We start from the raw sequence: 24,775 nt of genomic DNA, 5'->3' as shown, positions 1-24,775 counted from the left end.
CATGACTGACGACGCCAGACGGATCATCGACGCCAACAGCTACATGATTCTCGGGACCGCGGACGCCGACGGCCGGCCGTGGACCACCCCGGTCTGGTTCGCCGCCGACGGAGACGCCGATTTCCTCTGGGTGTCGCGGCCCGGCACCCGGCATTCGACCAACATCGCCGTCCGGCCGGAGGTCAGCATCGTCATCTTCGACTCGACGGTGCCGATCGGCGGGGCCGAGGCCATGTACGTCGAGGCACGCGCCGCGCAGGTTCCCGAGGCCGAGGTGGAGTCCGCGATCGCGACCTTCTCCGCGGTTCTGGCGACCGACGGCGGCAACCCCTGGCAGGTGGCGGACGTCAGCGGAGCGGCCCAGTTCCGGCTGTATCGCGCCCGCGGATCGGCGTTCTACCTGCTCGGTCCGCACGACAACCGGATCCCGGTGCAGCCGGGCGCGGAGCTAAAGTCCGGGGAGTGACGATCGAGCTGGTCCTGCTGTCCCGCGTGGCCTACCGCGGTCAGGAGATCACCGGCTCCGGGCCGGGCAATCTGCTCGCGCTGCTCGCCGGCGACCTGCGTACCGGCTGCGGCACCGCCCGGCTGATCGACGAGCTGTGGCCCGCGGAAAAACCCGCGCATCCCGGCAAGGCGCTGCAGATTCTGGTTTCCCGGGTACGCGCGCGGCTCGCCCCCGAGGTCATCGTCAGCACACCGACCGGCTACCGCCTGGGACTGACCGCGGAGCAAGTCGACTCCTCCGCCGTCGTGGAAGCGGCGTCCGCGGCCGAGCGCGACGACGACCCTTCCGTGGCACTGCGGCACGCCGAGGCCGGACTGGCGCTCTTCGCCGGGGCCGGGGACACCATCTCCGGCGATCCACTGTCCACATTGCGCGCCGCACGGGCCCGGACGCACCGTTCGCTGACCCGTACCCGCGCGCTGGCCCTCTCCCGGCTGGGCCGCCACGCCGAGGCCGCCGGACCGCTCGGCGACCTCGCCCGCGACCACCGGTTCGACGAGGAGATCCTGGCCGAGCTGTTGCGCTGCGAAGCCGCCACGGCCGGCGCCGCCACGGCCCTGGCCAGGTACGACACGTACCGGCGGGCGGTGCGCGACGAGCTGGGCAGCAACCCCGGTCCGGCGCTGCAGGACCTCCATCGGGCGCTGCTGCTCAGCGACACGCCACCGGTCCGGCACGGGGTAAGGCAGGAACCGAACCCGATGCTCGGCCGCGACCGGGACGCCGCCGCGGTGGCCGGCCTGCTGCGCACCTCCCGGGTGACCTCGATCGTCGGCGTCGGCGGCCTGGGCAAGACCCGGCTCGCGCACGCGGTCGCCCGCACCGCCGAGCAGAAGGTGGTGCACGTCGTCGAGCTCGCCGGGGTCACCGCCGACGACGACGTGGTCCGCGCGGCCGCCTCGGCCCTCGGCGTGCGGGAAGAGGTCACCCGCCCGGGATTCCACGTCGCCCGGATCGCCGAGCTTCTCGGGCCCGGCCTGCTGGTGCTGGACAACTGCGAGCACGTGATCCGGGGTGCGGCCGAGCTGGTGCGGGCGCTGATCGCGGTGAGCCCCGACGTGCGGGTGCTGACCACCGGCCGGGCGCCGCTGCGGCTCTCCTCCGAAGCCGTCTACCAGCTGCCCGAGCTGGACCGGGCGGCGATGGCCGAGCTGTTCGCGCAGCGTGCGCGGGCCGTCCGCCCGGGCATCGAGCTGCCCCCGGCGGTGGTGCGGGAGCTGTGCGGCCGCCTCGACGGGCTGCCCCTCGCCGTCGAGCTCGCCGCCGCCCGCGTCCGGGTGATGTCGGTGACCGAGCTCGCGCGACGCCTCGACGACCGGTTCGAGCTGCTGCGCGGGCAGGCCCGGGACGCGCCGCCGCGGCATCGCACGCTGCACGCCGTCATCGACTGGAGCTGGCACCTGCTGGACCCGGCCGCTCAGGCGGCGATGCGCGCGCTTTCCGTCTTCCCCGGCGGCTTTTCCCCGTACGCCTCGGCGCAGCTGCTCGGCTCCGCCGAGATTGTCGAACAGCTCGTCGACCAGTCTCTGCTGCGCGTGGTCGAAGGCGCGGCCGGCACCCGTTTCCGGATGCTCGAGTCGGTCCGCGAGTTCAGCGTCGCGCAACGCGAGGCTGCCGCCGAGACCGACGCCGTCATCGACCGTTTCCTGCGGTGGGCCCGGGATTTCGACGCGGACCTGACGAACCTCCCGGCGATCGGGGACGAGCGGGACAACCTGCTGCAGGCCCTGCGCTACGGGCTGGACCGGCACGACGGCGCGACCGTGGCGTCGACCGCGGCCCTGCTCGGCGGCCTGTGGGTGGCCGAGTCGAACTTCAGCCGCCTGGCCGCGCTCGCCCAGGACACCGCGTGGGTGCTGTCGCATTTCCGGCCCGGTCCCGAACTGGTCGAGGCGACGCGGACCGCGGCCGTGCTCGGCGCGCTCGTCGGCTTCGTCACGCCGGACGTCAGCCCGCTGCGGCCCCTGGCCGTTCTGCGCCGGCTGCCGCGGGCCGCGCCGGACACCCTGATCCGGGCCACCCACATCGTGTTGTGCGCGCCCGATGTCGCCGCATTGTCCACAAGCGACGACCGGTTGCTGGCCGCCGTCGCTAACTACGTGCTGAGCTACACGTTCGAATGCGCGAACGAACGCGAGAAGGCGCTGCGCTCGGCCCACCGCATGCTCGCGTCTCTCGGCCCGGGCGACATGCTGATGATCAGAGCCTTGGCGTACGGGCGGGTCGGCGAGCTGAGCCTGCAGAGCGACCCGGGCGAACCGGCGTTCCGGTATCTGAGCCGGGCATTGTCCCTTGTGGAGGAACTGGGCTGGTCGAATGAGCGGGGGCCGTGGGCGTTGATGCTCGCCGACATTCAGCGGGGCGCGTACGACGAGGCGGAACGCGAACTCGACGCGGCGGTCCGGGGGCGGGGCGACGACGCGATCGCCGTGGAGCGGTTCGGCATGTGCGTGCGCGCCGAGATCCTGCGCGGGCGCGGTGATGTCGAGGGCGGCCTGCGGATGTGGCGGGCGGCGGTCGCCCGGCCGCCCGACCCGGTCGGGCTCTGGCCGTACGAGGTCGAGGCGGGCGCGGTCATCGTGCACGCCCGCCACGGCCGGATCGAGCTGGTCCGCGACGTCGCCGGCACGTTGCCGGGCCTGCTTTCCGAGGCGGTCGCCACGCTGCCGGTGCTGGCGTTCCCGGTGTGCGGCACGCTGCTGCTGGCGCTGGCCATGGCGGACCTGGAACGCGGCGCGGCGGCGCCGGCCACGCGGATGATCGCGCTGGCGCAACGGTTCGGCGTGCTGCGCGGATTCCTCCCGGACCTGGACGACGAACTGCTGCGGCACCTCGCCGAAACGGCCGACCGGCCGGCGTACGCCGCGGCGAAAGCGACATACGCCGGCTTGGGACACGACGACCTGCGGGCCGCGGTGCCGGTGCTGCTGCGCACCCGGATCAGCTCGGATCACGCCTGAACAACGCCCGCGCCCACAGGTAACCGGCCACCACGAGCCCGGCACACCAGGCGACCGCGAGGATGCCGTCGACGCCGACCGGGGTCGCCAGCAACAACCCGCGCAGCGTGTCGATGATCGGGGTGAACGGCTCGTGCCCGGCGAACCAGCGCACCGGCCCCGACATCGACTCCGGCGGGACGAACGCGCTGCTGAGGAACGGCAGCACCTGCACCACGAGAGTGAACGGCGCGACACCCTCGGCCGTCTTCGCGGCCAGCCCGACGGCGACACCCAGCCAGGTGAGCGCCAGCGTGAGCAACGCCAGCAGACCGACCGTTGCGAGCCAGCGGGCCGGATCGGCGGCCGGCCGGAAACCCAGCGACACCGCGACAGCCACCACGAGGACGGCGCTGAGCAGCGTCCGGATCGTGGAGCCGAGCACGTGCCCGGTCAGCACCGAGGTCCGGGCGATCGCCATGGTGCGGAAGCGGGCGATGACACCGGTCGTGATGTCCCGGTTCACCGCCATCGCCGTCGTGGTCGCCCCGTAGCCCACGGTCATCAGCAGAATTCCGGGCACCAGGTAGTCGATGTAGTCGCCGCCGGAACCGGTGCGCAACGCGCCCCCGAACACGCCGACGAACAGCAACAGCAGCAGCACCGGCAACCCGATCGTCATGATCACCGCGCCGGGGTTGCGCCGCGTGTGCCGCAGGTTGCGCCGCAGCATCGTCATCGCGTCGCTCATCGGTCCGCTCCCGTCCGCGAGGTCAGCGCGAAGAACACGTCGTCCAGGTCGGGCTTGTGCACGGACAACTCCGCCACCTCGATCCCGTCGCGGGCCAAACGATCCAGCAGGGCGCGCAACGCCGGGACGCTCCCGTCACTCGGCACCCGCAGCGTGAGCGCCTCGTCATCGCGGGTCACGTCGCCCAGGGCCCGCGCGGCGGCGTCCAGGGTTGCCACGGCAGCGAAGCGGAGGCGTACGTGGGCGCCGGGAATTTTGCTCTTGAGCTCGTCGGCGGTGCCGGACGCGACCACCTCGCCGTGGTCGAGCACGGCGATGCGGTCCGCGAGCTCGTCGGCCTCGTCCAGGTATTGAGTGGTCAGGAAGATGGTGACGCCGCCGGCCACCAGCGCGCGGATCGTCGCCCACACCTCGCGCCGGCTGCGCGGATCCAGGCCGGTGGTCGGCTCGTCCAGGAAGATCACCCGAGGGTCGCCGACGAGGGTCATCGCCAGGTCCAGACGACGCCGCATGCCGCCCGAGTACGCCCCGGCCAGCTTGCCGGCGGCGCCCGTGAGATCGAAGCGCTCCAGCAGATCCGCCGCCCGCCGCCGGCCCTCGGGCCGGCCCAGGTGATGCAGGTCGGCCATCAGCGCCAGGTTCTCCGCGCCGGTGAGCAGGTCGTCCACCGCCGAGAACTGCCCGGTGACACCGATCGCGGCGCGCACCGCGTCCGGCTCGGCGGCGAGGTCGTGCCCGGCGATCCGGGCCTCCCCGCCGTCGAAACCGATCAATGTAGAGAGAATCCGCACCACCGTCGTCTTGCCCGCCCCGTTGGGCCCCAGCAGGGAGAACGTCGTCCCCTCCGGAACCTGCAGGTCGATGCCGCCGAGCACCACCGTGTCCCCGAACGACTTGCGTAGCCCGGACACCGCGATCGCCGCCATCTCCATCCCCTTCCGCATCCTGGTGATACGGCGAGCATGCGAGCGGCCGGTTTCACCGCGGTTTCACGGCCTGGCGACGTCCGCGCGGCCGGCCTCGCAGCCGTCCAGGCTGACCAGCGAGCGCATCAGGCCGTCGAGAGTGCGCGGATCCCAGCCGGTGATCTCCTGCCAGCGGGTCAGGCGGTACTTGACCGTGTTGGCGTGCACGTGCAGGGCCTCGGCGCTCGCGGTGATGGAGAAATGATGGCCGGCGTACGCGCGTACGGCCTCGGCCAGGTGTGGGTGGTTCTCGGCCGCGGTGGCCTCGGCCAGCGGCCGCAGCCGCGAAGCTTGCGGCAGCAACGTCGCCAGCAGCCAGTCGTGTTCGAAGTGGACGGCCGTGCCGCGGCGCTCGGCCAGCGCCAGCGCCCGCTCGGCGTCGGTGAGGCTCTCGGCGGCCCCGGCCAGCCCGGCGCGGGCGAGCCCGACACCGGCGATCGGGGTCTCGCCGAGGCGGTCCAGGACCGCTTCCGCCGGGATGCGCTGCACGGTGATCGTCACCATCCGCCCGAGCGCGACCACCGCGGCCGGGCCGCGCAACTGCCGGCGCAGGTCCTGCAGTGAGTGCGGCGTCACGTCGCCGGCCGAGGCGCAGATCACCTGGAACGTGCCGGCCGGATCGAAGCCGAGGCCGCGCGCGGCTGCCTCCACCGCGTCGGAGGCGGCACCGCCGTGCGACAGCCCGGTCACGAAGGTCTGGGCCAGCGCCAGGCGGTCCTCGTCGCGGGCCGCGGTGGCCGCCGCGTAGCCCTCGGCGACCGTGCTGGTCATGCTGCGCAGCCAGGCCATCAGGACGTTCACCAGGGGCAGCAGCTCGGCCTCCCGGGACGGGTCGCGGGCCAGCGCCCGGTCGCGCAGGTCGTTCCACAGAATGTTGTAGCCGGTGTTGTAGGCCCCGAGCAGCGTCTCGATCGGGATGCCCTGCTCGGCGCGGCGCCGGCCGAGCATCTCGCCGTGCGCGGCGTCGCCCACCGCGGGCGGGCGGCGGTCGCGGAAACCGAGGATGAGGTTGCGCATCTCGTCAACCACCATGGCCGTCTGCTCGGCGTCGGTGACCACCGTGTACTCGGGGAACTCGCGCCGGATCTGCGCGACGATGCGGGCCACGATCGCCTCGACGTCACGCAGCATCTCGTCGCAGGCGCTGTTCACCACATCCGAGCGGGTCATCCGGGCGAGCGTACTCGCCGCCACTGTGAAATCCACGAGGCGCCGCCCCGGAACTTGATGCTTAGAGACAGGTCACACCCGTCCCGCCGATGCGAGCTTTGGCCCATGACAACAACTGCCGAAGTAGCACCGGCGACCGACGAGCGGTCCTTGGGTGACCCACGTCGCTGGTGGATCATGGGGGTGCTCGGCGCCGTCGCGTTCATGGCCACGCTGGATATTTACATCGTGAACGTGGCTTTGCCGGCCATCTCGTCGGCGTTCGCCGGGCAGAGCCTGGCCGCGGTCTCGTGGGTGCTCAACGGGTACGCGATCGTCTTCGCGGCGGTCATGGTGCCGGCCGGGCGGTTGGCCGACCACTTCGGCCGCCGCAGGATGCTGCTCGCCGGAATGGTGATTTTCGCAATCGGCTCGGCGGCGTGCGCGGCCGCACCGACGCTTTCCCTCCTGGTCACCGGTCGCGTGGTGCAGGCCTTCGGCGCGGCGGCGATCGTGCCGATCTCGATGAGTCTGCTGCTGCCCACCTTCCCGGCGGCGCGGCACGCCATGGTTCTCGGCCTGTGGGCCGCGATCATGGCGGTGGCGGCGTCCACCGGGCCGGTCGTGGGCGGGCTGCTGGTCGGCGTGGGCTGGCGGTGGCTGTTCCTGATCAACGTGCCGATCGCGGCCGCCGCGCTGGTGGTCGGCCTGTGGTGCCTGCCGCGTGTGGCGCGTGACCCGCGCAGCCATCCGCCGGAGCCGTGGTCGGTCGGCGGGGTGCTGGTCGGGGTGACCCTGGTCGTGCTCGCAACGGTCCAGGGACCGGAGTGGGGCTGGGGCAGCCCGCGTGTCATCGGCCTGTACGTGGTGGCCGCGATCGCCGCCGCCGTCGTGGTGCTGCGCTCGCGGCGGCATCCGCACGCGGTCATCGAGTCGGTCCTGTTCGCCAACCGGGAGTTCCGCTCCGCGTCGATCGGGCTGTTCGTCTTCTTCGGGGTGCTCTCGGTCTGGCTGCTGTCGACGGTTTTGTTGCTTGAGGGTGTGTGGCATTACGGCACCGTGCGGGTCGGCCTCGCGATCCTGCCGGGCCCGGCGGTGGCCGCGGTGGTCTCGATCAATGCCGCCCGGATCGCCCGGCGGTTCGGCCGCAGCGTCCCGGCGATCGTGGGCTTGGTCATGTTCGGGCTGGCAGCGGGCCTCTGGCTGAGCGGCGCGCGGGATCATTCCTCCTATGCGTCGACCTTCCTGCCCGCCCTGCTCGTCGCCGGCCTCGGCGCGGGCCTGGCACAGGCGCCCCTGCTCGCCGCCGCCGGGGCGCTCCCGCCGGCCCGGTTCTCCACCGGGAGCGCGGTGCTGAACATGTCCCGGCAGATCGGCGGCGCGGTGTTCGTCGCCGTCCTGGTCGCGCTGGCCGGTGGCTCGACGCTGCCGCAGACGATCGCACCCGTACGGCGCGCCTGGATCCTGATGGCGGCCGCCGCGCTGGCCGGCGCCGCCCTCATCACGGTCATGCGCCTGCGCCCGGTGAACAAGCAAGCGATGGAGACACGATGACCTACATCCACGGCTATTCGCAGGCCGGGGACGAGCTGCTGACGGTTCAGGCCGAGTTCTGGAAGGACCGGCTGACCCTGCCCGGCACCCATCTGGCGCCCGGCACCCGGCTCCTCGAGGTGGGCTGCGGCACCGGGTCGGTGCTCAGCATCCTGGACCACGCCTTCCCGGCCCTGGCGCTCTCCGGTGTCGACATCGAGCCGATGCAGGTCGCCACCGCCCGCGAACGGCTGGACCGGCCGGGCATCCCGATCGACCTGCGGGTCGCCGACGCACGGGACCTGCCGTACGCCAACGGGACGTTCGACCACGTGTGGATCCAGTTCCTGCTGGAACACATGGATGCCGTCGACGCCCGCCGCACGCTGCAGGAGGCGCGCCGGGTGCTCGCCCCCGGCGGCCGGCTGACCGCCATCGAGTTCGACTACCACACCCTGCGGTTCCACTCCGACCTCGATCCGCTGGCCTGGGACGTGGTGCGGGTGATGAACGCGTACGGGCAGAGCGACGCGGGCTCGCGCCTGCGGTACTGGCTGAGCGAGGGCGGCTGGTCCGACATCGACCCCGGTCCGCAGCGCTTCGGCTACCAGGGCGCCGCGACGCCGCCGGTGGCCAAGTATTTCGAGCAGGCGCTGACCGCGCTGATGCCGGGCACCGCGGGCATCGTCGACCTGCGCCGGATGGGCGCGAAGCCGACGGATTCGATCGAGTTCACGGTTTACAAAGCGACGGCACGAGCGTGAGCTGCCGCCGCTCCTGCGCCTCGATGCGGGCCGCCTGATCGTCGTCGAGCACGTCGCAGATCCAGTCCCAGTGCAGCGCGACGCGATCCCCGGCCCGCAGCCCGGACCGCAGCGACCGCACCTCCTCGGCACGCGGCGGTCCGGCGGCGAGCGTGCCGCCGTCCCACACCAGCGGCCGGCACTGGACGGTGGCCGCCTCGCCGTGCACCGCGCGGACCACGCCGGTGCGGATCCGGCAGCGGTCGAGTACCGACGCGGCGGTCGGGTTGCCGGTGCGCCGCAGCAGCGTCGCCCACGGATACACCTCGAAGACGTGGAAGCTGTGGTGCGCGACGGCCCGGTCGGCGGCGTCGTTCCAGGTGCCGCCGACCTGGCCGGCGAAGCGGGGCCGCAGGAACTCCACCAGCCGGGCCGGCGGGCCGTCGTCGATCAGCGGATTCCCGATCCAGTACGCCTCGACGACCCTCTCGTCCAGCGGATCGTCCACACCGGCCACGCCCGCGAGGAATTCCAGGTACGCCCACGCACCGTCGAAATCCCGTGCCCGCCGCGCGATCTCGCCGGCCGAGGCGCGCAGCATCGCCCCGGCACCCGGCGGCCCGCAGTAGCCGAGCTCGTTCGGCGGGTAGGCGTATCGGGCGAACAGCATCGCCCCGGCCACGCTCACTCAGCAGATCCGGGGGAGTTGCTCGCCGATCGGCATGTTCACCACGCGGGTGCCGCCCAGCGCCGTACGGGCCACGACCATCCCCGGGTGCTCCGCCACGACCGTGCCGATCCGCCGCGCGCCGCCGCCGTAGGGGTGGGCGCGCATCGCGTCCAGCACCCGATCCGCGTCGCCTCCCGGCACGAACGCCAGCAGCTTGCCCTCGTTGGCCACCTGCAACGGATCCAGCCCCAGCAGGCTGCAGGCGTCCGCGACCTCCTGCGGTATCGGCAGGTCCCGCTCCACCAGGTCGATCCCGGTCGTCGCGGTCCGGGCGATCTCGTTGAGCGCCGCCGCCACCCCGCCGCGGGTGGGATCGCGCAGCACGTGCACGTCCGCGCCGGTCGCCAGCATGTCCGCGACCAGGCCGTGCAGCGGCGCGGTGTCGCTGGTCACCGGGGTGTCGAACTCCATGCCGTCGCGGACGCTGAGCACCGCCACCCCGTGCACCCCGATGTCACCGCTGATCAGCACGGCGTCGCCGGCCGCGGCCCGGTGCGGTCCGATGTCCACGCCGTCGGCGACCAGCCCGACCCCGGCGGTGTTCACGTACACGCCGTCGCCGCTGCCGTTGTCCACCACCTTGGTGTCCCCGGTGACCAGGCGCACCCCGGCCGCGCGGGCGGCCGCCCCTAGAGCCTCGGCGATCCGGCCCACCTCGGCCAGCGGCGTCCCCTCCTGCAGGATGAACGCCGTCGACAGGTAGAGCGGCGTGGCACCGGACATCGCGAGGTCGTTGACCGTGCCGTTGACGGCGAGCTCGCCGATCGAGCCGCCCGGGAAGAACATCGGCTTCACCACGAACGAGTCGGTCGAGAAAGCGATGCGCGCCCCGGCCACGGAAACGACCGCACTGTCCGAAAGAGACGATCCGGCCGCCGTCCCGTACGCGGGAAGGAAAAGGTGTTGGACCAGCTCGCCGGACATCGCCCCGCCGCCGCCGTGCCCCATGACCACGTTCGGGGTGTCGCGCAGCGGCACCGGACAGGTCCAGCTCTCGAAGTCCAGCTCGGTGGTCATCGGATTTGCACCAGGTCGAGCCGCCGGTACGCGTAGTAGGCCGCGCACGCGCCCTCGGAGGACACCATGGTGGCGCCCAGCGGGTTGCGGGGCGTGCACTGCTTGCCGAACGCCGCGCACTCGTGGGGCTTGAGCAACCCCTGCAGCACCTCGCCGGAGCGGCACAGCGGCGACTCCTCGGTGTGCACGTCGGTCACCGCGAACCGTTTCTCCGCGTCGAATTTCCGGTAGCGATCGGAGAGCCGCCAGCCGCTGCCGGGAATCATCCCGATGCCCCGCCACGTGCGGTCGGTGACCTCGAAGACGTCGGCCAGCATTTCCATCGCGGCCGGGTTGCCCTCGGCGCGCACCGCCCGCGGGTAGGCGTTCGCCAGCTCGTGCCGGCCCTCCTCCAGCTGCACCACGGTCTGCCGGATCCCCTCCAGGATGTCCAGCGGCTCGAAACCGGTGACCACGATCGGCACCCGGTACTTCGCCGCGAGCGCCGGGTATTCGCCGGTGCCCATCACACTGCACACGTGCCCGGCGGCCAGGAACGCCTGCACCCGGCAGCGCGGCGACTCCATGATCGCGGCGATCGCGGGCGGCACCAGCACGTGCGAGACCAGCAACGAGAAGTTCGTGACGCCCAGGCGGCGGGCCTGATACACGGTCATCGCGTTGGCCGGTGCCGTGGTCTCGAACCCGATGCCGAAGAAGACCACCTGCCGGTCCGGGTTCTCCCGGGCCAGGTTCAGCGCGTCCAGCGGCGAGTAGACCACGCGCACGTCGCCGCCCTCGCTCTTCACCCGGAACAGGTCCTTGCTGCTGCCCGGCACCCGCAGCATGTCGCCGAACGAACAGAAGATGACGCCCGGCTGGGCCGCGATCGCGAGCGCCTTGTCGATCGTCTCCAATGGAGTGACGCAGACCGGGCAGCCCGGCCCGTGAATCATCTCCACCCCGTCCGGCAGAAGCTGGTCGATGCCGTGCCGGATGATGGAATGCGTCTGGCCGCCGCAGACCTCCATCATCGCCCAGGGCCGGGTGGTCACCGCGTGGATCTGGTCGACCAGACGCCGGGCCAGATCGGGATTGCTGAACTCGTCCAGATACTTCATTTCCTCTCCACCCCCGCCTGCTCGGCCGCCCGGGTGAACCCGTCGCCGAACTCCTCCTCGAGAATGCCCATCCGCTCGAAGTTCGCGAGCGTCTCGACAGCCGATTCCTCGTCCAGCAGCTGGATCGCGAAGCCGACGTGCACCACGACGTATTCGCCGGTCACGGCGTCCGGCACGTACTGAAGGCAGACGCTCTTGCGGACGCCGCCGAAGTCGACGTCGGCCATCGGCACGCCGTCCACCTCGGTGATCGCCAGAATGCGTCCGGGTACCGCCAAGCACATATCTCCTCCGTTCACAGTGATGCGCCGACCGCCAGCTGGCCCAGGGCGATGCCACCGTCGTTGGGCGGCAGCAGCCGCGGGCGCAGCACCGTGAAGCCGCGTTCCCGCAGCAGCCGCGTCGCGTCCGCGATCAGCAAGGTGTTCTGGAAGACGCCGCCGCCGAGCGCGACCACGTCGAGGCCGGTCTGCTCACGGCAGCGCACGGCGAGGGTGGCGATCAGTTCCGCCACCGCCGTGTGGAATCGGCGGCCCACGACCGCGGGTGCCACGCCGGCGAGCAGATCGGCCGCGATCCGGCGGATGACCGGGCCGGGATCCGCGACGTCCAGGCCGTCCCGGGTTGCGCGGACTTCCCAGCCGTACGCCTCCCCGGGCGCTTCACTCCGCGACAGTCCTTCGAGGACGATCGCGGCCTCCGCCTCGTATTCGACGGTATGCCGCACCCCGGTGAGCGAGGCCACCGCGTCGAACAACCGGCCCATGCTCGATGTCGGCACGCAGCCCGCCCCGGTCCCGAACTGGCGGGCCAGCAGATCCCGCTCGGCCGGCGGACAGGCCCGGACCGCGGGCAGCTGGTCCTGCCATGGCACCCCGGCGGCTTGCAGGTGGGCCAGCGCCATCCGGTACGGGCGCAGCACGCTCGCGTCACCCCCGGCCAGCGGGACGTAACCCAGCCGGGCCGCCCGCCGGTACGCCTTGTAGCTGGTGACCAGCACCTCGCCGCCCCACACCGCACCGTCCGGGCCGAAGCCGGTGCCGTCGAACGCCACCCCGATCACGCGTTCGTCGGCGTCGAGGCCGTGCTCGGCCATCACCGACGCGATGTGCGCGTGGTGGTGCTGCACGAACCGCACCGGCCGCCCGTCCGCGTGCTCGCGCGCCCAGCGGGTGGACCGGTAGTCCGGGTGCAGATCGGCCACCAGCGCCTCGGGCCGCACCCCGGTCAGCTCCTCCAGGTGCGCCTCGGTCGCGGTCAGCGCCTCGATGGTCGCCAGGTCGTCCATGTCGCCGATGTGCTGGCTGACCCACGCGTACCGGCCGGCGGCCAGCGCGCACGTGTTCTTCAGGTCGGCGCCGGTCGCGAGCATCGGCGGCACCTCGAACGGCAGCGCGATCGGCAGCGGCGCGTACCCCCGGGACCGCCGGATCGGCAGCTCGGCGCCGTCGGTGTGCCGGCTGACGGCGTCGTCGCACGGCACCCGGATCGGCCGGTCGTGCCGCAGCCAGGCGTCCGCGATCCGGCCCAGCCGTACGAGGGCCTCGGCGTCGTCGATGACGATCGGCTCGCCGGACACGTTGCCGGACGTCATGACCAGGGCGTCGGGGCCGGGCGGGTCGCCGGGCAGGCCGAACAGCAGCACGTGCAGCGGGGTGTAGGGGAGCATCAGGCCCAGGTCGGGGTTGTCCGGGGCGACCTCGGCGGCGAGGTCCGCGTCGGCGCGGCGAGGGGCGAGGACGATCGGGCGGCGGATGCCGGTGAGCAGTGCCTGCTCGTCGTCGCTGAGGCGGGCCAGAGTGTGGGCCGTCGCGAGGTCGGGGACCATGATCGCGAAGGGTTTGCCGCCGCGGTGCTTGCGGCGGCGCAGCTCGGCGACGGCGTGCGGGTTGCGGGCGTCGCAGGCCAGGTGGTAGCCGCCTAGGCCTTTGACGGCGACGATGTGGCCGGCCGCGAGCAGTCTGCGGGCCTCCGCGATCGGATCGGGCGTTTCGTGATCGCCCAGCCCCGAAGCCGACCCCGCCCTCCCAGGGGGAAGCCCCCGTTCGTCATTGTGGCGGAATTGGGCTTGATCGTGTTCTGGGCCTGTGGACAACTCGGGATTGTGGATAGTCCCCGGCCGGACCAGCTCCACCCGCGGCCCGCACGCCGGGCACGCGATCGGCTGCGCGTGGAACCGCCGGTCCGCCGGATCGTCGTACTCCGCCCGGCAGTCCGCGCACATCGTGAATCCGGCCATCGTGGTGGCCGCACGGTCGTACGGGAGAGACTTAATGATCGTGAACCGCGGCCCGCAGTTGGTGCAGGTGATGAACGGGTGCCGGTAGCGGCGGTCGGCCGGGTCGCGCAGTTCGCGCAGGCAGTCCCCGCAGATCGCCACGTCCGGCGAGGCCAGCGTGCGGGCCGGGCCGTGCACCGACGCCTCGATGGTGAAGCCGGTGCCGCCTTGGACGGGCAGGTCGTCGGTGTCCAGCGCCAGGATCATGGCGAGCGGGGGTGCGTCCCGGCGCAGGCGGTGGCCGTAGTCGTGGACGGCGTCCGCGTCGCCTTCGACCTCGATGACGACGCCGTCGGCGGTGTTCGCCACCGAGCCGGACAGTGCAAGGTCGGCCGCGAGGGCGTACGCGAAGGGCCGGAAGCCGACGCCTTGCACCAGGCCGGTCACCGTGTATCGGCGGCGTAGCCGGCGGGCCTGCCCGAGTAGTTCGAGGCCGGACATCGCGCGGGACGCCTCGGCCGCGTCGATGATCTCGACGGCGAAGCCGAGGTGGATCAGCACCCACGCGCCCGGGTCCGGTGGTGTGTCCAGCATGCCGATGTTGACCTGGCGGCGGGCGCCCTCGACGTCGACGAGCGCGAGCTGTCCGGCGTAGCCGTCGAGGACCTCGACCATCTGTCCGGGGATTCCGAGGCACATGTCAGACCCTCCCGGTGGTGAGTTCGCGGACGGCGTTGACGGCGTCCGGTATCGCGGCCGCGACCTGCGGGGTCAGCCCGATTCCGTCGGCCACCGAGGCGGTGCGGCAGCCGACCACGTACGTGCGGGGGAGTGTGCCGCCGAGCCGGGACACGCCGCCGAGGACCGCGACCGGGTTCATGCCGTGCGGGTCGTAGTCGCCGTCGCCCAGGTCGTCGGGGCCGACCTCGAGCACGACGACCTCGCCGGGCCGGCCGTTCGCCGGGAGCGCGTCGACCAGCACCAGCAGGTCGTAGCCGTCGAGCAGGTCGTATGCCAGGTGCATGCCGCGGATGCCGTAGTCGACCACCCGCACGCCGTCCGGCTGCGGTTCGGCGGCCAGCGTGCGGACCACCTCGGGCCCGAAGCCGTCGTCGCCGAGGAACATGTTGCCGATGCCGGCCACCAGCACGTTCACATCGAGCGGATCTTCAGGTAGCGCTGGATGTCGGGCAGCGAGCGGAACGCCATGGTGGCGAGATAGCCGGTGGCCACCCCGGCCACGGTCACGGTGACGGCGCCGATGAGTTTCAGCATGCCCTGCCTCCTTCGGTCAGTGGTTCGAGTTCGTCCGGGGCGAAGTAGAGGTAGCGGCCGGCCTGGTCGTGCAGGTCGGCGGCGGGGTCGTCGGCCAGCACCAGCGCGACGTGCGTGTCACCGTCCACATCGGATATGACCCTGGTGACCCGCGCGGTCTGGCCGGCGAAGAACAGATCCTGTGCGTCGGCCCGCCGTCGGGGATGCACCTTGACGAGGCTTCCCTTGCTCACCCGTACGCCGTCGATCAGCACCCCGTCCTGGTCGGGGTCCACCGACCAGGCACCGTGCAGGTTGGCGAACTCTTCCGCGGTGAGGGCGTCGCTGCGGTCCACGATCGTGCGGGCGCGTGGGTCGGTCGCGCGGGCCTCGGCCTTCTCGGCGTCGGTCATCGTCATGACCCGCAGCGTGAGGATCTCGTCGATCTCGGTCCCGTCGAACAGCTCCCCGGGGCTCTGCTCGGCGATCTTCGGGTGGTCGTAGAGGATGATCGGCGCCCCGAGCAGGAGATGATCGTCGCCGGCGAGCACCGGCCAGCACCGGTTCTGGTGGCAGCGCCCAGCCGCGTCCTCGGCGTCCGGCGGCGGGTCCATCAGCGAGACGAAGGTGGCGTCGGCGGCTTCGAGCAGGAGGTGGACGCCGAGCGCCGAGTGGCGGATCGCATCGGACTTGTCCGAGATTTCTCCCGGATGGTCGTTGGTCACGGTGATCGTGAGTCGTAGGAGGTCGCCGTCCGGTTCGATCGTTGTCCGCACGCTCAGCGAGAGAGGCATCCTTCGCCGGATAATTCGGCTTTTTTCTGGTATGGGCTCGACGTCCTCACCGCCGGGGATCTCGATCGCCGACGATGCGACGAGCGGCATCGTGATCTCGTGCTCGACGGCCTCGTCCCAGCTCAGGAACGTCTCCCCGCCCACGGTCAGCGACGGGACCGGCCGGCCCGTAACGTCCCGCACCTCGCGGACCTGCACCTGGAGGAAGCGCAGGTGGATGGTGACGGCGGGGAGGCGTACGGGGGAGGACAGCAGGCAGGTCATCGAGAGGCCGGGCGGCTCGGCGAAGGCCGCGGGGGTCGCGCCGGGCGGGCCGAGCACGCCGAACTGCCAGCGGGAGCGGTTCTTGGCGGCGCTGGCCCGGTACGGATAGAGCAGGTAGCCCTCGTAGAGAACGGCGTCGGCGACCGCGCGGGCCGCGTCCAGGGTCATGATCCGGCCTCGTCGAGCAGCCGGCGCAGTGTCTCGTCCCAGCTGATCAGGTCGTGCCGGGCGCGATAGGCCGCCAGTTCCTTGACGATCTCGGAGTCCGCGCGCAGCCAGCCGCTGTTCGGGAAGTAGGAGTCCATCATCGTGCGCCACACGGTGACCGGCATGGCGTAGCGCGACTCGCACTCCCACGGGACCTGCTCGACGGAGAAGGAGCTCTCGCCGCGAAGGAAGACCGTGCCGGAGAAGAGGAAGTCCAGCGGGATGTCGCCGGCCTCCACCGCGTGCAGGTACTTGCTGCCGATCACGTCCAGGTCGTACGTGCAGGGCAGCGCCAGCTCCGTCTCCACCGAATGCTGGAAACCCGGCACCGTCGCGTTCGCCTGCATCCACAGGAACGGTTTCAGCGTCTCCGCCCACCGTTCCCGCGGCCCGAACAACCCCCGCAACAGCGAATCCGACGCATATCCCCGGCGCTGCGGCTCGATGCGCACCTGGCAGCGCAACGCGATCGCGTGCACCGCCAGCCCGCGCGTCTCCTCGATGCGCAGGCGCGCGGTCAGCTGCGGCGCCACCGCGTACGGCTCGGCGGCGACCGACAGCACGGTGAACCGGTAGGCGCTCATCGCGCCCGCTTCCGGATGTCGGAGTAGAACGAGTCGATCGCCGCGTGCGCTTCGGAACCGCCGTCGAACCCCTTCCACACCGTCCGCAGCCGGCCGACAAGCGAATAGCAGGCGTCGATCGGCACGATGTAGGACGGAAACCCGTGCCGCATCAGCACCGCCTCGACGTCCGGCCGCAGCCCCGGCACGGATGGCAGCGGAATGTCCAGTTCGGACTCGGTCGCGCCGGCCGGCCCGGGATACAGCAGAACCATCCGCTCCTGCGTCGAGTGATAGAACAGGAACGCCAGCCCCACCGGGACCTCCAGGTCGTCCAGGGAAACCGATGCGTACCGGTCCGGCACCGCGCGATACCGCAGATGCGCGTGGTCGTCGGTGAACAGCAGATAGCACGGCCGGCACGCACACATGAGCTTGCGCGTCTCCAGGTCGACCAGGTGCGAGTGCTCGTCCCCGACCGTCTCCGTGCACATGTCGCATTGCCGCGGCGGGGGCGGCCCGCCGCGGCTGCGGGCGATCCGGCGCAGCGTGGACAGCGGCGACTCGCTCATGTCGGGCGGCTGAACAGCGCGGACACCGGGATCAGCGGCGCCGGCTGTTCGATCTCGATGCGGGTGACCTCGGGCGCGGCCGCCTCGATCGCCTCCGCGAGGCCGGGCGGGCGGTGCCCCGGCGGGATGCGGACCCGGCACACACCGTCGGGGCTGAGCGAGACCAGTGCGGCGCCGGTGCCGGCCAGAGCCGAGCAAACCCGCGACACGGCGTCGTACGGGTGCAGCCCGTGCACCAGCAGCAACCCGGCGACCAGCTCGTCCGCGGCCAGGGCGGAGACCACCGGATCGGTCAGCGCGCCGCACGAGTCCAGCAGGTCGAGCATCCGTTCCAGGCCGGCCCCGTACAGGTCGGTCACCGCCCGGACCAGGTCCTCGTCGGCGGGTGAGGTGGCCAGCGCGTCGATCCGGGCCGCCGCCGCCCGCCAGTTGTCGGTCACTGCGCGACGGACCCGGTCGGCGAGTGCAGCAGCTCCAGCTTCTTGCCGCCGCCCAGGTACATGTGCACGCCGCAGGGCAGGCACGGGTCGAAGCTGCGGACCGTACGCATGATGTCGATGCCCTTGAAGTGCTCCCGGTCGTTCTCCTCGAAGATCGGCTGACCCTGGACCGCGTCCTCGTACGGGCCGGGCGTGCCGAACGTGTCGCGCGGGTTCGCGTTCCACGGTGTCGGCGGGTACGGGTGGTAGTTCGCGATCTTCCCGTCCCGGATGACCATGTGGTGCGACAGGACGCCGCGGACCGCCTCGGTGAAGCCGCAGCCGATGCCCTCGTCCGGCACCTCGAACGGCTCCCACGTCTTGGTACGCCCGGCGCGGATCTCGGCGAGCGCCTTCTCCGCGAAGTGCAGAGCGCAGGCCGCCGCGTACGCCTGGAAGTAGGTCCTGGCCCTGTTCCGCTCGATGGTGTTGCTCCAGCGCGGGATCTTCCATTCGAGCTCGACCGGCGGCTTCAGCGCGGTCTTCGGCAGGTTGATCTGGACGCTGCTGCCGGTCGACTTCACGTAGCCGATGTCGACCAGCCCGGCCAGCGCGGTCGTCCAGAGCCGGGCGAGCGGGCCGCCGCCGGTGTCCAGCGCCAGGTAGTCCTTGCCGTCGTACCAGCGCGGCGACATCACCCAGCTGTACTTGCCGTCCAGGTCGCGTTTCTGCGGGCGCGGGTTGGTGTGCTGGTTCCACGGGTGCCGCCGGTCCACCGGATTGCCCAGCGGGTCGTGCGTCACGTACATCTCCTGGTCTTCCCAGTCCTCGTAGTAGGACGAGCCGAGCAGGATCCGGATGCCCAGGTTGATCTCGACGAGGTCGGTCGTCACCAGGTTGCCGTCGACCACGATGCCCGGGGTCACGTACATCTTGCGACCCCAGTTCGTCATATCCGCGTACGAGAAATTGCAATGCTCCGGATCTTGGAAGGAGCCCCAGCAGCCGAGCAGAATCCGCCGGTTGCCGACCTGCTCGTAGCCGGGCAGCGCCTCGTAGAAGAAGTCGAACAGGTCGTCGTGCATCGGCACGACCTTCTTCATGAACTCGACGTAGCGCATCAGCCGGCTCAGGTAGTCGGTCATCAGCTGGATCGTGGCGACCGTGCCGACGCCGCCCGGGTACAGTGTGGACGGATGGACGTGCCGGCCCTCCATCAGGCAGAACATCTCCCGCGTCATGCGGCTGACCTGCAGCGCCTCGCGATAGAACTCACCGGTGAACGGGTTCAGCGAGCGCATGATGTCGCCGATCGTGCGATAGCCGTGCGCCCCGGCGTGCGGCGCCTCGGTGCGGTTCGCCTGTTCCAGCACGCCCGGGTTGGTCTCCGCGACCATCTTCTCGCAGTAGTCCACGCCGACCAGGTTCTCCTGGAAGATGTTGTGGTCGAACATGTACTCGGCGGCCTCACCCAGGTTGACGATCCACTCACCCAGGTGCGGCGGCTTCACCCCGTACGCCATGTTCTGCGTGTAGCACGAGCAGGTGGCGTGGTTGTCGCCGCAGATCCCGCAGATGCGGCTGGTGATGAAGTGCGCGTCGCGCGGGTCCTTGCCCTTCATGAAGATCGAGTACCCGCGGAAGATCGAACTGGTGCTCTTGCACTCGGCCACCGTCCGGCCGGCGAAGTCAATCTTGGTGTAGATGCCGAGGCTGCCGACGATCCGGGTGATCGGGTCCCAGGCCATGTCGACGAGTTCGGTGGTCGATCCGCCGGCCGCCCGCTTGCTCTCCGTCGCGGTCATTCGTCCTCTCCCGTCACCAGGTCCGGGTGGCGCCCGTGGTCAGCTTCTCGCCCTTGCGGCGCCACTTGGGCTCGCGGTCGAGGGTGTGCGTGGTGATGCCGCGCAGCCGCTTGACCGTCCGGCCGTACGCGCGGACCGCGGTCGTCGAGAAGCGGCCGCCGGGCGGCTCGTCCATGAACGGCATGAACTTGTCCGGGAAGCCCGGCATGGTGCAGCCGATGCAGATGCCGCCGACGTTCGGGCAGCCGCCCACGCCGTTGATCCACCCCCGCTTCGGCACGTTGCACATCACGGCCGGGCCCCAGCACCCGAGTTTCACAATGCATTCCGGTTCCCCGTACGCCTCGGCGAAGTCGGCCTGTTCGTAATAGCCGGCCCGGTCGCAGCCCTCGTGCACCGTCTTGCCGAACAGCCAGGCCGGCCGCAGCGCGTCGTCCAACGGGATCATCGGGGCTTGGCCGGTGGCCATGTAGAGCAGGTAGGTCAGCGTCTCGGAGAGATTGTCCGGCTGGATCGGGCAGCCCGGAACACACACGATCGGGATGCCCGCCTTCGATTTCCACTCCCAGCCCAGGTAGTCGGGCACGCCCATGGCCCCCGTCGGGTTCCCGGCCATGGCGTGAATTCCCCCGTACGTGGCACACGTGCCGACCGCCACGACCGCGGTGGCCTTGGGCGCGAGCCGGTCGAGCCACTCGCTCGCGGTGATCGGCTGGTCGGTGGCCGGGTCGTTGCCGAAGCCCGACCAGTAGCCCTCCTCGTGCAGCTGCTCGTTCGGGATCGAGCCCTCGACGACCAGCACGAACGGCTCGAGCTCGCCGCGGTCGGCCTTGAAGAACCAGGAGAGGAAGTCGTCCGCGCCACCGGCCGGCCCGCACTCGAAGTCGATCAGCGGCCAGTGCACGGCGATGCGCGGCAGTCCCGGTAGAGCCCCCAGCGCGATCTCCTCGATGCTGGGCTGGGTGGCGGCGGTCAGCGCGACCGAGTCACCGTCGCAGCTGAGACCCGCGTTGATCCACAGGACATGGATGAGGGTGTCGTCCGGTGCTGTCATGGCCCAGGCCCTTCTGGGGTCTGTTCCATGACCCCGTGGCATGTGGGGGTCTACGCTCGGCCCGTTTGTTTCGTCTAAGGCGCGTGTGACTCAAGTAACAGACTTCACCCCGGCGTGTAACAATGTCAATCCATCCCGTAGCTGGTGGTGAGGCCGTCCCGTGCATGAGCTCGCGATCGCGGAAAGCATCGTCGATGCGGTGTGCGACAAGGCCGTCGGCCGCCGCGTGCACCGCGTGACGTTGCGGGTGGGGGCGCTGACCGCGGTGGTTCCGGAGGCCATGCGGTTCTGCTTCGACCTGGCGGTCGAGGGCACCGTGGCCGACGGCGCCGCGCTGGAGATCGTCGAGTTGCCCGGGGCCGCGTCCTGCCGATCGTGCGGCGCCACGGTGATGTTGGAGAGCCCGATACTGCTGTGTTCCTGCGGCAGCGCCGACCTGGCCGTCACGGCGGGACGCGAGCTGCAGATCGTCTCGATGGAGGTGGGCTGACATGTGCGCGACGTGCGGCTGCGGCTCGGTCTCGGCTGGCTCGGTCTCGGCTGGCTCGGTGGAGACCGTCACGCTCGAGCAGAAAGTTCTGGCCCGCAACGACGAGCTGGCCGCCCACAACCGGGCGTCGCTCGCCGCGCGGGGCATCCGGGCCGTCAACCTGATGAGCTCGCCCGGGTCGGGCAAGACGACGCTGCTGGAGCGCACGATCCGCGAGATGCCCGGTCCGGTCGCGGTGATCGAGGGGGATCAGGAGACCGCGCTGGACGCCGACCGGATCCGCGCCACCGGCTGCCCGGTCACCCAGGTCAACACCGGCGCCGGCTGCCACCTGGACGCCGCGATGATGCACGACGCGCTGCACCGCCTCGACCCGGCGCCGGGCAGCGTGCTCTTCGTCGAGAACGTCGGGAACCTGGTGTGCCCGGCCCTGTTCGATCTCGGCGAGAACACCAAGGTCGTGATCATCTCGGTGACCGAGGGGACCGACAAGCCGCTGAAATATCCGTACATGTTCGCCGCCGCCGACCTGATCGTGGTCAACAAACTCGACCTTCTCCCGTACGTGGATTTCGATCTGCCGTTGTGCCGTGCCCACGTGAAGTCGGTGAACCCGGCCGCCGCCGTGATCGCCCTTTCCGCTCGTACCGGCGAGAACATGGACGCGTGGTACGCCCGGGTTGCCGATCGGTAGCAATCCGGCCCCGAACTACACCGCGCGTTCGGGCCGCCGAACAAAGGGCATGACCCCGTCCCGGCACCTGCTGCGCACCCTGGCGTTCGCGGTGCTGTACCTGCTCGCCACCCTTGCGGGCCGCCTCACGATCATGGACGGGACAAACCTCAGCCTGGTCTGGCCGGCCGCCGGCGTGGCCGCGGTCTGGTTCGCGGTGCAGGGCGGGTCGCGCCGGATCGCGTACGACGCGCTCGGTCTGTCGATCATCACGATGCTGGTCAACGTTCTCACCGGGGCCCCGGCGGCGCTCGCGGGCGTCTTCGTGCTGGCCAACCTCGTGCAGGCCGGCCTGTTCGCCTACCTGATCCGGCGCTGGCTGCCGAGCCTGTGGGGCGCGGGAGGCGACGAGCAGATCACCCGCTCCTGGCAGCTGTGGCGGCTGGTCGCGATCACGGCGCTGGCCACCCTGGCCGGGGTGCTCGTCGGGCCGACCGGTATGTGGCTGCTGAACGGGGAGTACTCGCCGACCGCCGCGGCCGTGTGGATCGCCCGGAACTCGGCCGGCACGTTGCTGGTCGGCACGGCCCTGCTGCGGCTGGGCGCACTGCGCCGGAAGGGTGGCCCGTGCCCGGTGCGCGTGGCGCTGCGTGGTGCGGTTGTCGAAGGCACCGTGCTGATCGCGGTCTCCGCCGTCGCCTACGTCGGCGTGTTCACGCTCGCCCACGGCCTGCCGCTGGCGTTCGTCCTGCTCGTCATGACGGTGTGGGCCGGCTCCCGGATGAGCACCACCTTCGTCATCCTGCACGCCCTCGCGTTCGGGGCCGCGAGCGTGGCGTTCACACTGATCGGCGACGGCCCGTTCGCGGCCATCGAGTCGAACCCGCTGCGCGCCCTGGTGTCGCAGCTCTTCGTCGCGGTGATCGCGGTGATCGGCCTGGCCCTGGCGCTGGGCCGCGACGAGCGGGTCGCGCTGCAGCTTTCGGCCGACGAGCAGACCCGGATCTTCGCCTCGGTCATCGACGCGATGGGCGAGGGCCTCGCCGTGATCGACGCGGACGGCGGCATGCTGCTGCGCAACCCGGCCGGCGCCCGGCTGCTCGGCGTGGCCCCGATCAGCGGCGACAAGATGGCCTCCACCACGCACTACGGCCTCTCGCACACCGACGGCACCCCGATCGCGCCGGGTGAACTGCCGTTCCAGCGCGCGCTCGCCACCGGATCGTCGCACGCCATGGACCTGCTGGTCCGCAACACCGCGCTGCCCGAAGGCCGGATCCTGGCGGTGCGCGCCACGCCGCTGCCGCTGGAGGTCGCCGGTCGCGCCTACGCGGTCAGCACCTTCTCCGACGTGACCGCCGACCGCCGCCACCGCGACGAGCTGGCCGCGTTCGCCGGGGTGGTCGCCCACGACCTGTCGAACCCGCTCACCACGGTCGAGGGCTGGTCCTCGGAAGTCGCGGACGAACTGGGCGACGACGCCGGCCTCCCCGCCGACGGCATCCGGCGCATCCAGCGAGCGGCGGCGCGCATGCGCAACCTGATCAACGACCTGCTCGCGTACGCCACGGCCCGCGACAACGCGCTGACCCCTGGCACGGTGGACTTGACCGACCTGACGACCGACATCGTCGCGGGCTGGGCCGACCGCGCCGAGAGCACCGGCACGCCCCCGCCCCGCGTCACGATCGGCGAGCTGCCCCACGTGCACGCCGACCCGGCCCAGGTGCGCCAGCTGCTCGACAACCTCATCGGCAACGCGATCAAATACACCGCCACCGACCTGATCCCCACCATCACGGTGACCGCGACCGCCGGGGCCGGCGACGTCCGCGTCACGGTCGCCGACAACGGCATCGGCATCCCACCCGGCCAGCACGTGGCGGTCTTCGACAACTTCCACCGCGCCCACCGCGAGGCCGGGTACGCCGGCACCGGCCTGGGCCTGCCGATCTGCAAGCGCATCGTGGAACGCCACGGCGGCCGCATCCTCGCCGAGGACAACCCGGGCGGCACCGGCAGCGCGTTCACCTTCACCTTGCCGGCAGCCGACACCCCGTCCGCGGCCCGCCTCAAGCTCTGACCCCGCAGCCCGCGCCGCCCCAGCCTCGCTCCCGCTCACTGCCGCCGCTCGCGCGCCGGCCGCAGCCTAGCTCCCGCTCACTGCCGCCGCTCGCGCGCCGGCCGCAGCCTAGCTCCCGCTCACTGCCGCCGCTCGCGCGCCGGCCGCAGCCTAGCTCCCGCTCACTGCCGCCGCTCGCGCACTGACCCAGCCCCACGTCCGCTTACTGCCGTCGTTTGCGCGCCGCCACGGCCACCCACTTGCTCGCGCTCATTGCCGGCGCTTGCGCTGCGTAGCGGGCCGCGGCCCGGCCCGCGTTTGCTGCCGTCGCTCCCGCTGCCCGCTGCGGCCACCCTCTCGCCCACGTTCGCTGTCACCGCTCGCACTGCTGCCGACGCTGCGCTCCCGCTCACGTTCACTGCCCCGCTTGCGCGCGCGGTGGCCATGGCGGTGTCGTGCCTGGTCGGGCTTGTTGCCGCTGCTTGTGCTGGCGGGGTGGGTGCGCTGGGTGGCCATGGCGGTGTCATGCCTGGTCGGGCTTGTTGCCGCCGCTTGTGCTGGCGGGGTGGGTGCGCTGGGTGGCCATGGCGGTGTCGCGGCTGGTTGCGGTCGCTGCCGCCACTTGCTGTGCCAGCGTGAGTGGCGCCAAGGTCGAGTTCTCGCCGGTGAGCGTTGGCCGCGGTCGATACTGCCGATTTCAGGTGCTGACACCCGGATTTTCGAGACCTTGGAGAGTTATGGCTCGTATGTGGGCGTAACTCTCCAAGGTCTCGACATTGGGGCCTCAAGCGGGGGCACAAAAGCTACGGGAATGGACAAAGCAATCGTCCTCTTTGGATGATCGTCCACCATGCGATCGCCGGAGACCGAATAGTGAGAATGCGGCGCATGCGGAACGCCGGTGGGCGCGCCCAAGTGAGAACGCGGCGTCGCATCGCTCGATCAGTGACGCAACGTCAACGGCA

Annotated in this window: 23 protein-coding genes; 7 read left to right on the top strand and 16 right to left on the bottom strand. The window is 71.3% G+C overall.

Annotated features, from left to right (window positions below; translation table 11 throughout):
* Position 1 precedes the first annotated feature (1 nt).
* Positions 2 to 466: a pyridoxamine 5'-phosphate oxidase family protein gene (locus HH310_RS13985; RefSeq protein WP_169175951.1), complete on the top strand. Its 465-nt coding sequence runs from the start codon at positions 2 to 4 to the stop codon at positions 464 to 466.
* Positions 463 to 3,468, top strand: a complete 3,006-nt coding sequence (locus tag HH310_RS13980) for a BTAD domain-containing putative transcriptional regulator (protein WP_169175950.1) — start codon at positions 463 to 465, stop codon at positions 3,466 to 3,468. Before HH310_RS13985 ends, HH310_RS13980 begins: the two co-directional genes overlap by 4 nt.
* On the opposite strand, the gene HH310_RS13975 is transcribed toward HH310_RS13980, so the two are convergent.
* From HH310_RS13975 to HH310_RS13965, 3 genes are read right to left on the bottom strand one after another with little or no spacing between them, the layout of a single operon-like run.
* Positions 3,449 to 4,198, bottom strand: coding sequence for an ABC transporter permease (locus tag HH310_RS13975; protein ID WP_169175949.1), 750 nt, complete (start codon positions 4,196 to 4,198; stop codon positions 3,449 to 3,451). The two genes, HH310_RS13980 and HH310_RS13975, sit on opposite strands and share 20 nt — an antisense overlap.
* Positions 4,195 to 5,130 carry an ATP-binding cassette domain-containing protein gene (locus HH310_RS13970; protein ID WP_169176125.1) on the bottom strand — a complete coding sequence of 312 codons (936 nt, stop codon included), beginning with the start codon at positions 5,128 to 5,130 and terminating at the stop codon, positions 4,195 to 4,197. The genes HH310_RS13975 and HH310_RS13970 overlap by 4 nt, the downstream gene beginning before the upstream one ends.
* 57 nt (positions 5,131 to 5,187) lie before the next feature.
* Entirely contained in the window at positions 5,188 to 6,333 is a 1,146-nt protein-coding gene (locus tag HH310_RS13965) for a CdaR family transcriptional regulator (protein WP_169175948.1), read from the bottom strand.
* Between the two features lie 105 nt (positions 6,334 to 6,438).
* Here HH310_RS13965 and HH310_RS13960 point away from each other — a divergent pair, with 105 nt between their 5' ends.
* Both HH310_RS13960 and HH310_RS13955 read left to right on the top strand, forming a co-directional pair.
* Positions 6,439 to 7,866, top strand: coding sequence for an MFS transporter (locus HH310_RS13960; protein WP_169175947.1), 1,428 nt, complete (start codon positions 6,439 to 6,441; stop codon positions 7,864 to 7,866).
* Positions 7,863 to 8,609: a class I SAM-dependent methyltransferase gene (locus HH310_RS13955; RefSeq protein WP_169175946.1), complete on the top strand. Its 747-nt coding sequence runs from the start codon at positions 7,863 to 7,865 to the stop codon at positions 8,607 to 8,609. The genes HH310_RS13960 and HH310_RS13955 overlap by 4 nt, the downstream gene beginning before the upstream one ends.
* Here HH310_RS13955 and HH310_RS13950 read toward each other — a convergent pair.
* The 13 genes from HH310_RS13950 to HH310_RS13895 are packed head-to-tail and all read right to left on the bottom strand — an operon-like array spanning position 8,578 to position 20,585.
* Positions 8,578 to 9,276 (bottom strand): DUF6390 family protein, encoded by a 699-nt coding sequence (locus HH310_RS13950; protein ID WP_211192122.1) that lies wholly within the window; start codon positions 9,274 to 9,276, stop codon positions 8,578 to 8,580. The genes HH310_RS13955 and HH310_RS13950 overlap by 32 nt on opposite strands.
* Positions 9,277 to 10,335: a hydrogenase expression/formation protein HypE gene (hypE, locus tag HH310_RS13945; RefSeq protein WP_169175945.1), complete on the bottom strand. Its 1,059-nt coding sequence runs from the start codon at positions 10,333 to 10,335 to the stop codon at positions 9,277 to 9,279.
* Positions 10,332 to 11,435, bottom strand: coding sequence for a hydrogenase formation protein HypD (hypD, locus tag HH310_RS13940; RefSeq protein WP_169175944.1), 1,104 nt, complete (start codon positions 11,433 to 11,435; stop codon positions 10,332 to 10,334). The genes hypE and hypD overlap by 4 nt, the downstream gene beginning before the upstream one ends.
* A complete protein-coding gene (locus tag HH310_RS13935) occupies positions 11,432 to 11,719 on the bottom strand; it encodes a HypC/HybG/HupF family hydrogenase formation chaperone (RefSeq protein WP_169175943.1) in 288 nt (95 codons plus the stop codon). The genes hypD and HH310_RS13935 overlap by 4 nt, the downstream gene beginning before the upstream one ends.
* An 11-nt stretch (positions 11,720 to 11,730) precedes the next feature.
* A complete protein-coding gene (gene hypF, locus HH310_RS13930; RefSeq protein WP_169175942.1) occupies positions 11,731 to 14,352 on the bottom strand; it encodes a carbamoyltransferase HypF in 2,622 nt (873 codons plus the stop codon).
* Between the two features lies 1 nt (position 14,353).
* Positions 14,354 to 14,809, bottom strand: a complete 456-nt coding sequence (locus HH310_RS13925) for a hydrogenase maturation protease (protein WP_312034059.1) — start codon at positions 14,807 to 14,809, stop codon at positions 14,354 to 14,356.
* Complete coding sequence (locus HH310_RS44815) at positions 14,806 to 14,928, bottom strand: DUF6893 family small protein (RefSeq protein ID WP_282438460.1); 123 nt, start codon at positions 14,926 to 14,928, stop codon at positions 14,806 to 14,808. Before HH310_RS44815 ends, HH310_RS13925 begins: the two co-directional genes overlap by 4 nt.
* A complete protein-coding gene (locus HH310_RS13920) occupies positions 14,922 to 16,133 on the bottom strand; it encodes a hypothetical protein (protein ID WP_169175941.1) in 1,212 nt (403 codons plus the stop codon). Before HH310_RS13920 ends, HH310_RS44815 begins: the two co-directional genes overlap by 7 nt.
* A complete protein-coding gene (locus HH310_RS13915; RefSeq protein ID WP_169175940.1) occupies positions 16,130 to 16,756 on the bottom strand; it encodes a DUF6084 family protein in 627 nt (208 codons plus the stop codon). Before HH310_RS13915 ends, HH310_RS13920 begins: the two co-directional genes overlap by 4 nt.
* On the bottom strand, positions 16,753 to 17,307 hold the full coding sequence (locus HH310_RS13910) for a DUF5947 family protein (RefSeq protein ID WP_169175939.1): 555 nt from the start codon (positions 17,305 to 17,307) through the stop codon (positions 16,753 to 16,755). The genes HH310_RS13915 and HH310_RS13910 overlap by 4 nt, the downstream gene beginning before the upstream one ends.
* Entirely contained in the window at positions 17,304 to 17,747 is a 444-nt protein-coding gene (locus HH310_RS13905) for a hypothetical protein (RefSeq protein WP_169175938.1), read from the bottom strand. Before HH310_RS13905 ends, HH310_RS13910 begins: the two co-directional genes overlap by 4 nt.
* A complete protein-coding gene (locus HH310_RS13900) occupies positions 17,744 to 19,531 on the bottom strand; it encodes a nickel-dependent hydrogenase large subunit (RefSeq protein ID WP_169175937.1) in 1,788 nt (595 codons plus the stop codon). Before HH310_RS13900 ends, HH310_RS13905 begins: the two co-directional genes overlap by 4 nt.
* 13 nt (positions 19,532 to 19,544) lie before the next feature.
* Positions 19,545 to 20,585, bottom strand: coding sequence for a hydrogenase expression protein HypE (locus HH310_RS13895; protein WP_169175936.1), 1,041 nt, complete (start codon positions 20,583 to 20,585; stop codon positions 19,545 to 19,547).
* A 160-nt stretch (positions 20,586 to 20,745) separates the two neighbouring features.
* Between HH310_RS13895 and HH310_RS13890 the strand changes: the two genes are divergently transcribed.
* Genes HH310_RS13890 through HH310_RS13880 form a run of 3 tightly spaced genes read left to right on the top strand, consistent with a single transcriptional unit; the run spans position 20,746 to position 23,831 of the window.
* Positions 20,746 to 21,075 (top strand): hydrogenase maturation nickel metallochaperone HypA, encoded by a 330-nt coding sequence (locus HH310_RS13890; RefSeq protein ID WP_169175935.1) that lies wholly within the window; start codon positions 20,746 to 20,748, stop codon positions 21,073 to 21,075.
* Between the two features lie 58 nt (positions 21,076 to 21,133).
* Positions 21,134 to 21,769, top strand: coding sequence for a hydrogenase nickel incorporation protein HypB (gene hypB / locus HH310_RS13885; protein WP_312034058.1), 636 nt, complete (start codon positions 21,134 to 21,136; stop codon positions 21,767 to 21,769).
* A gap of 49 nt (positions 21,770 to 21,818) precedes the next feature.
* On the top strand, positions 21,819 to 23,831 hold the full coding sequence (locus HH310_RS13880) for an ATP-binding protein (RefSeq protein ID WP_169175933.1): 2,013 nt from the start codon (positions 21,819 to 21,821) through the stop codon (positions 23,829 to 23,831).
* Positions 23,832 to 24,775: the final 944 nt, after the last annotated feature.

Source organism: Actinoplanes sp. TBRC 11911, from assembly GCF_012933445.1.
In the GTDB taxonomy this organism is placed as follows: Bacteria; Actinomycetota; Actinomycetes; order Mycobacteriales; family Micromonosporaceae; genus Actinoplanes.
Note: the sequence above shows the minus strand (reverse complement) of the source record. Positions and strands in the feature narration are given on the sequence as shown.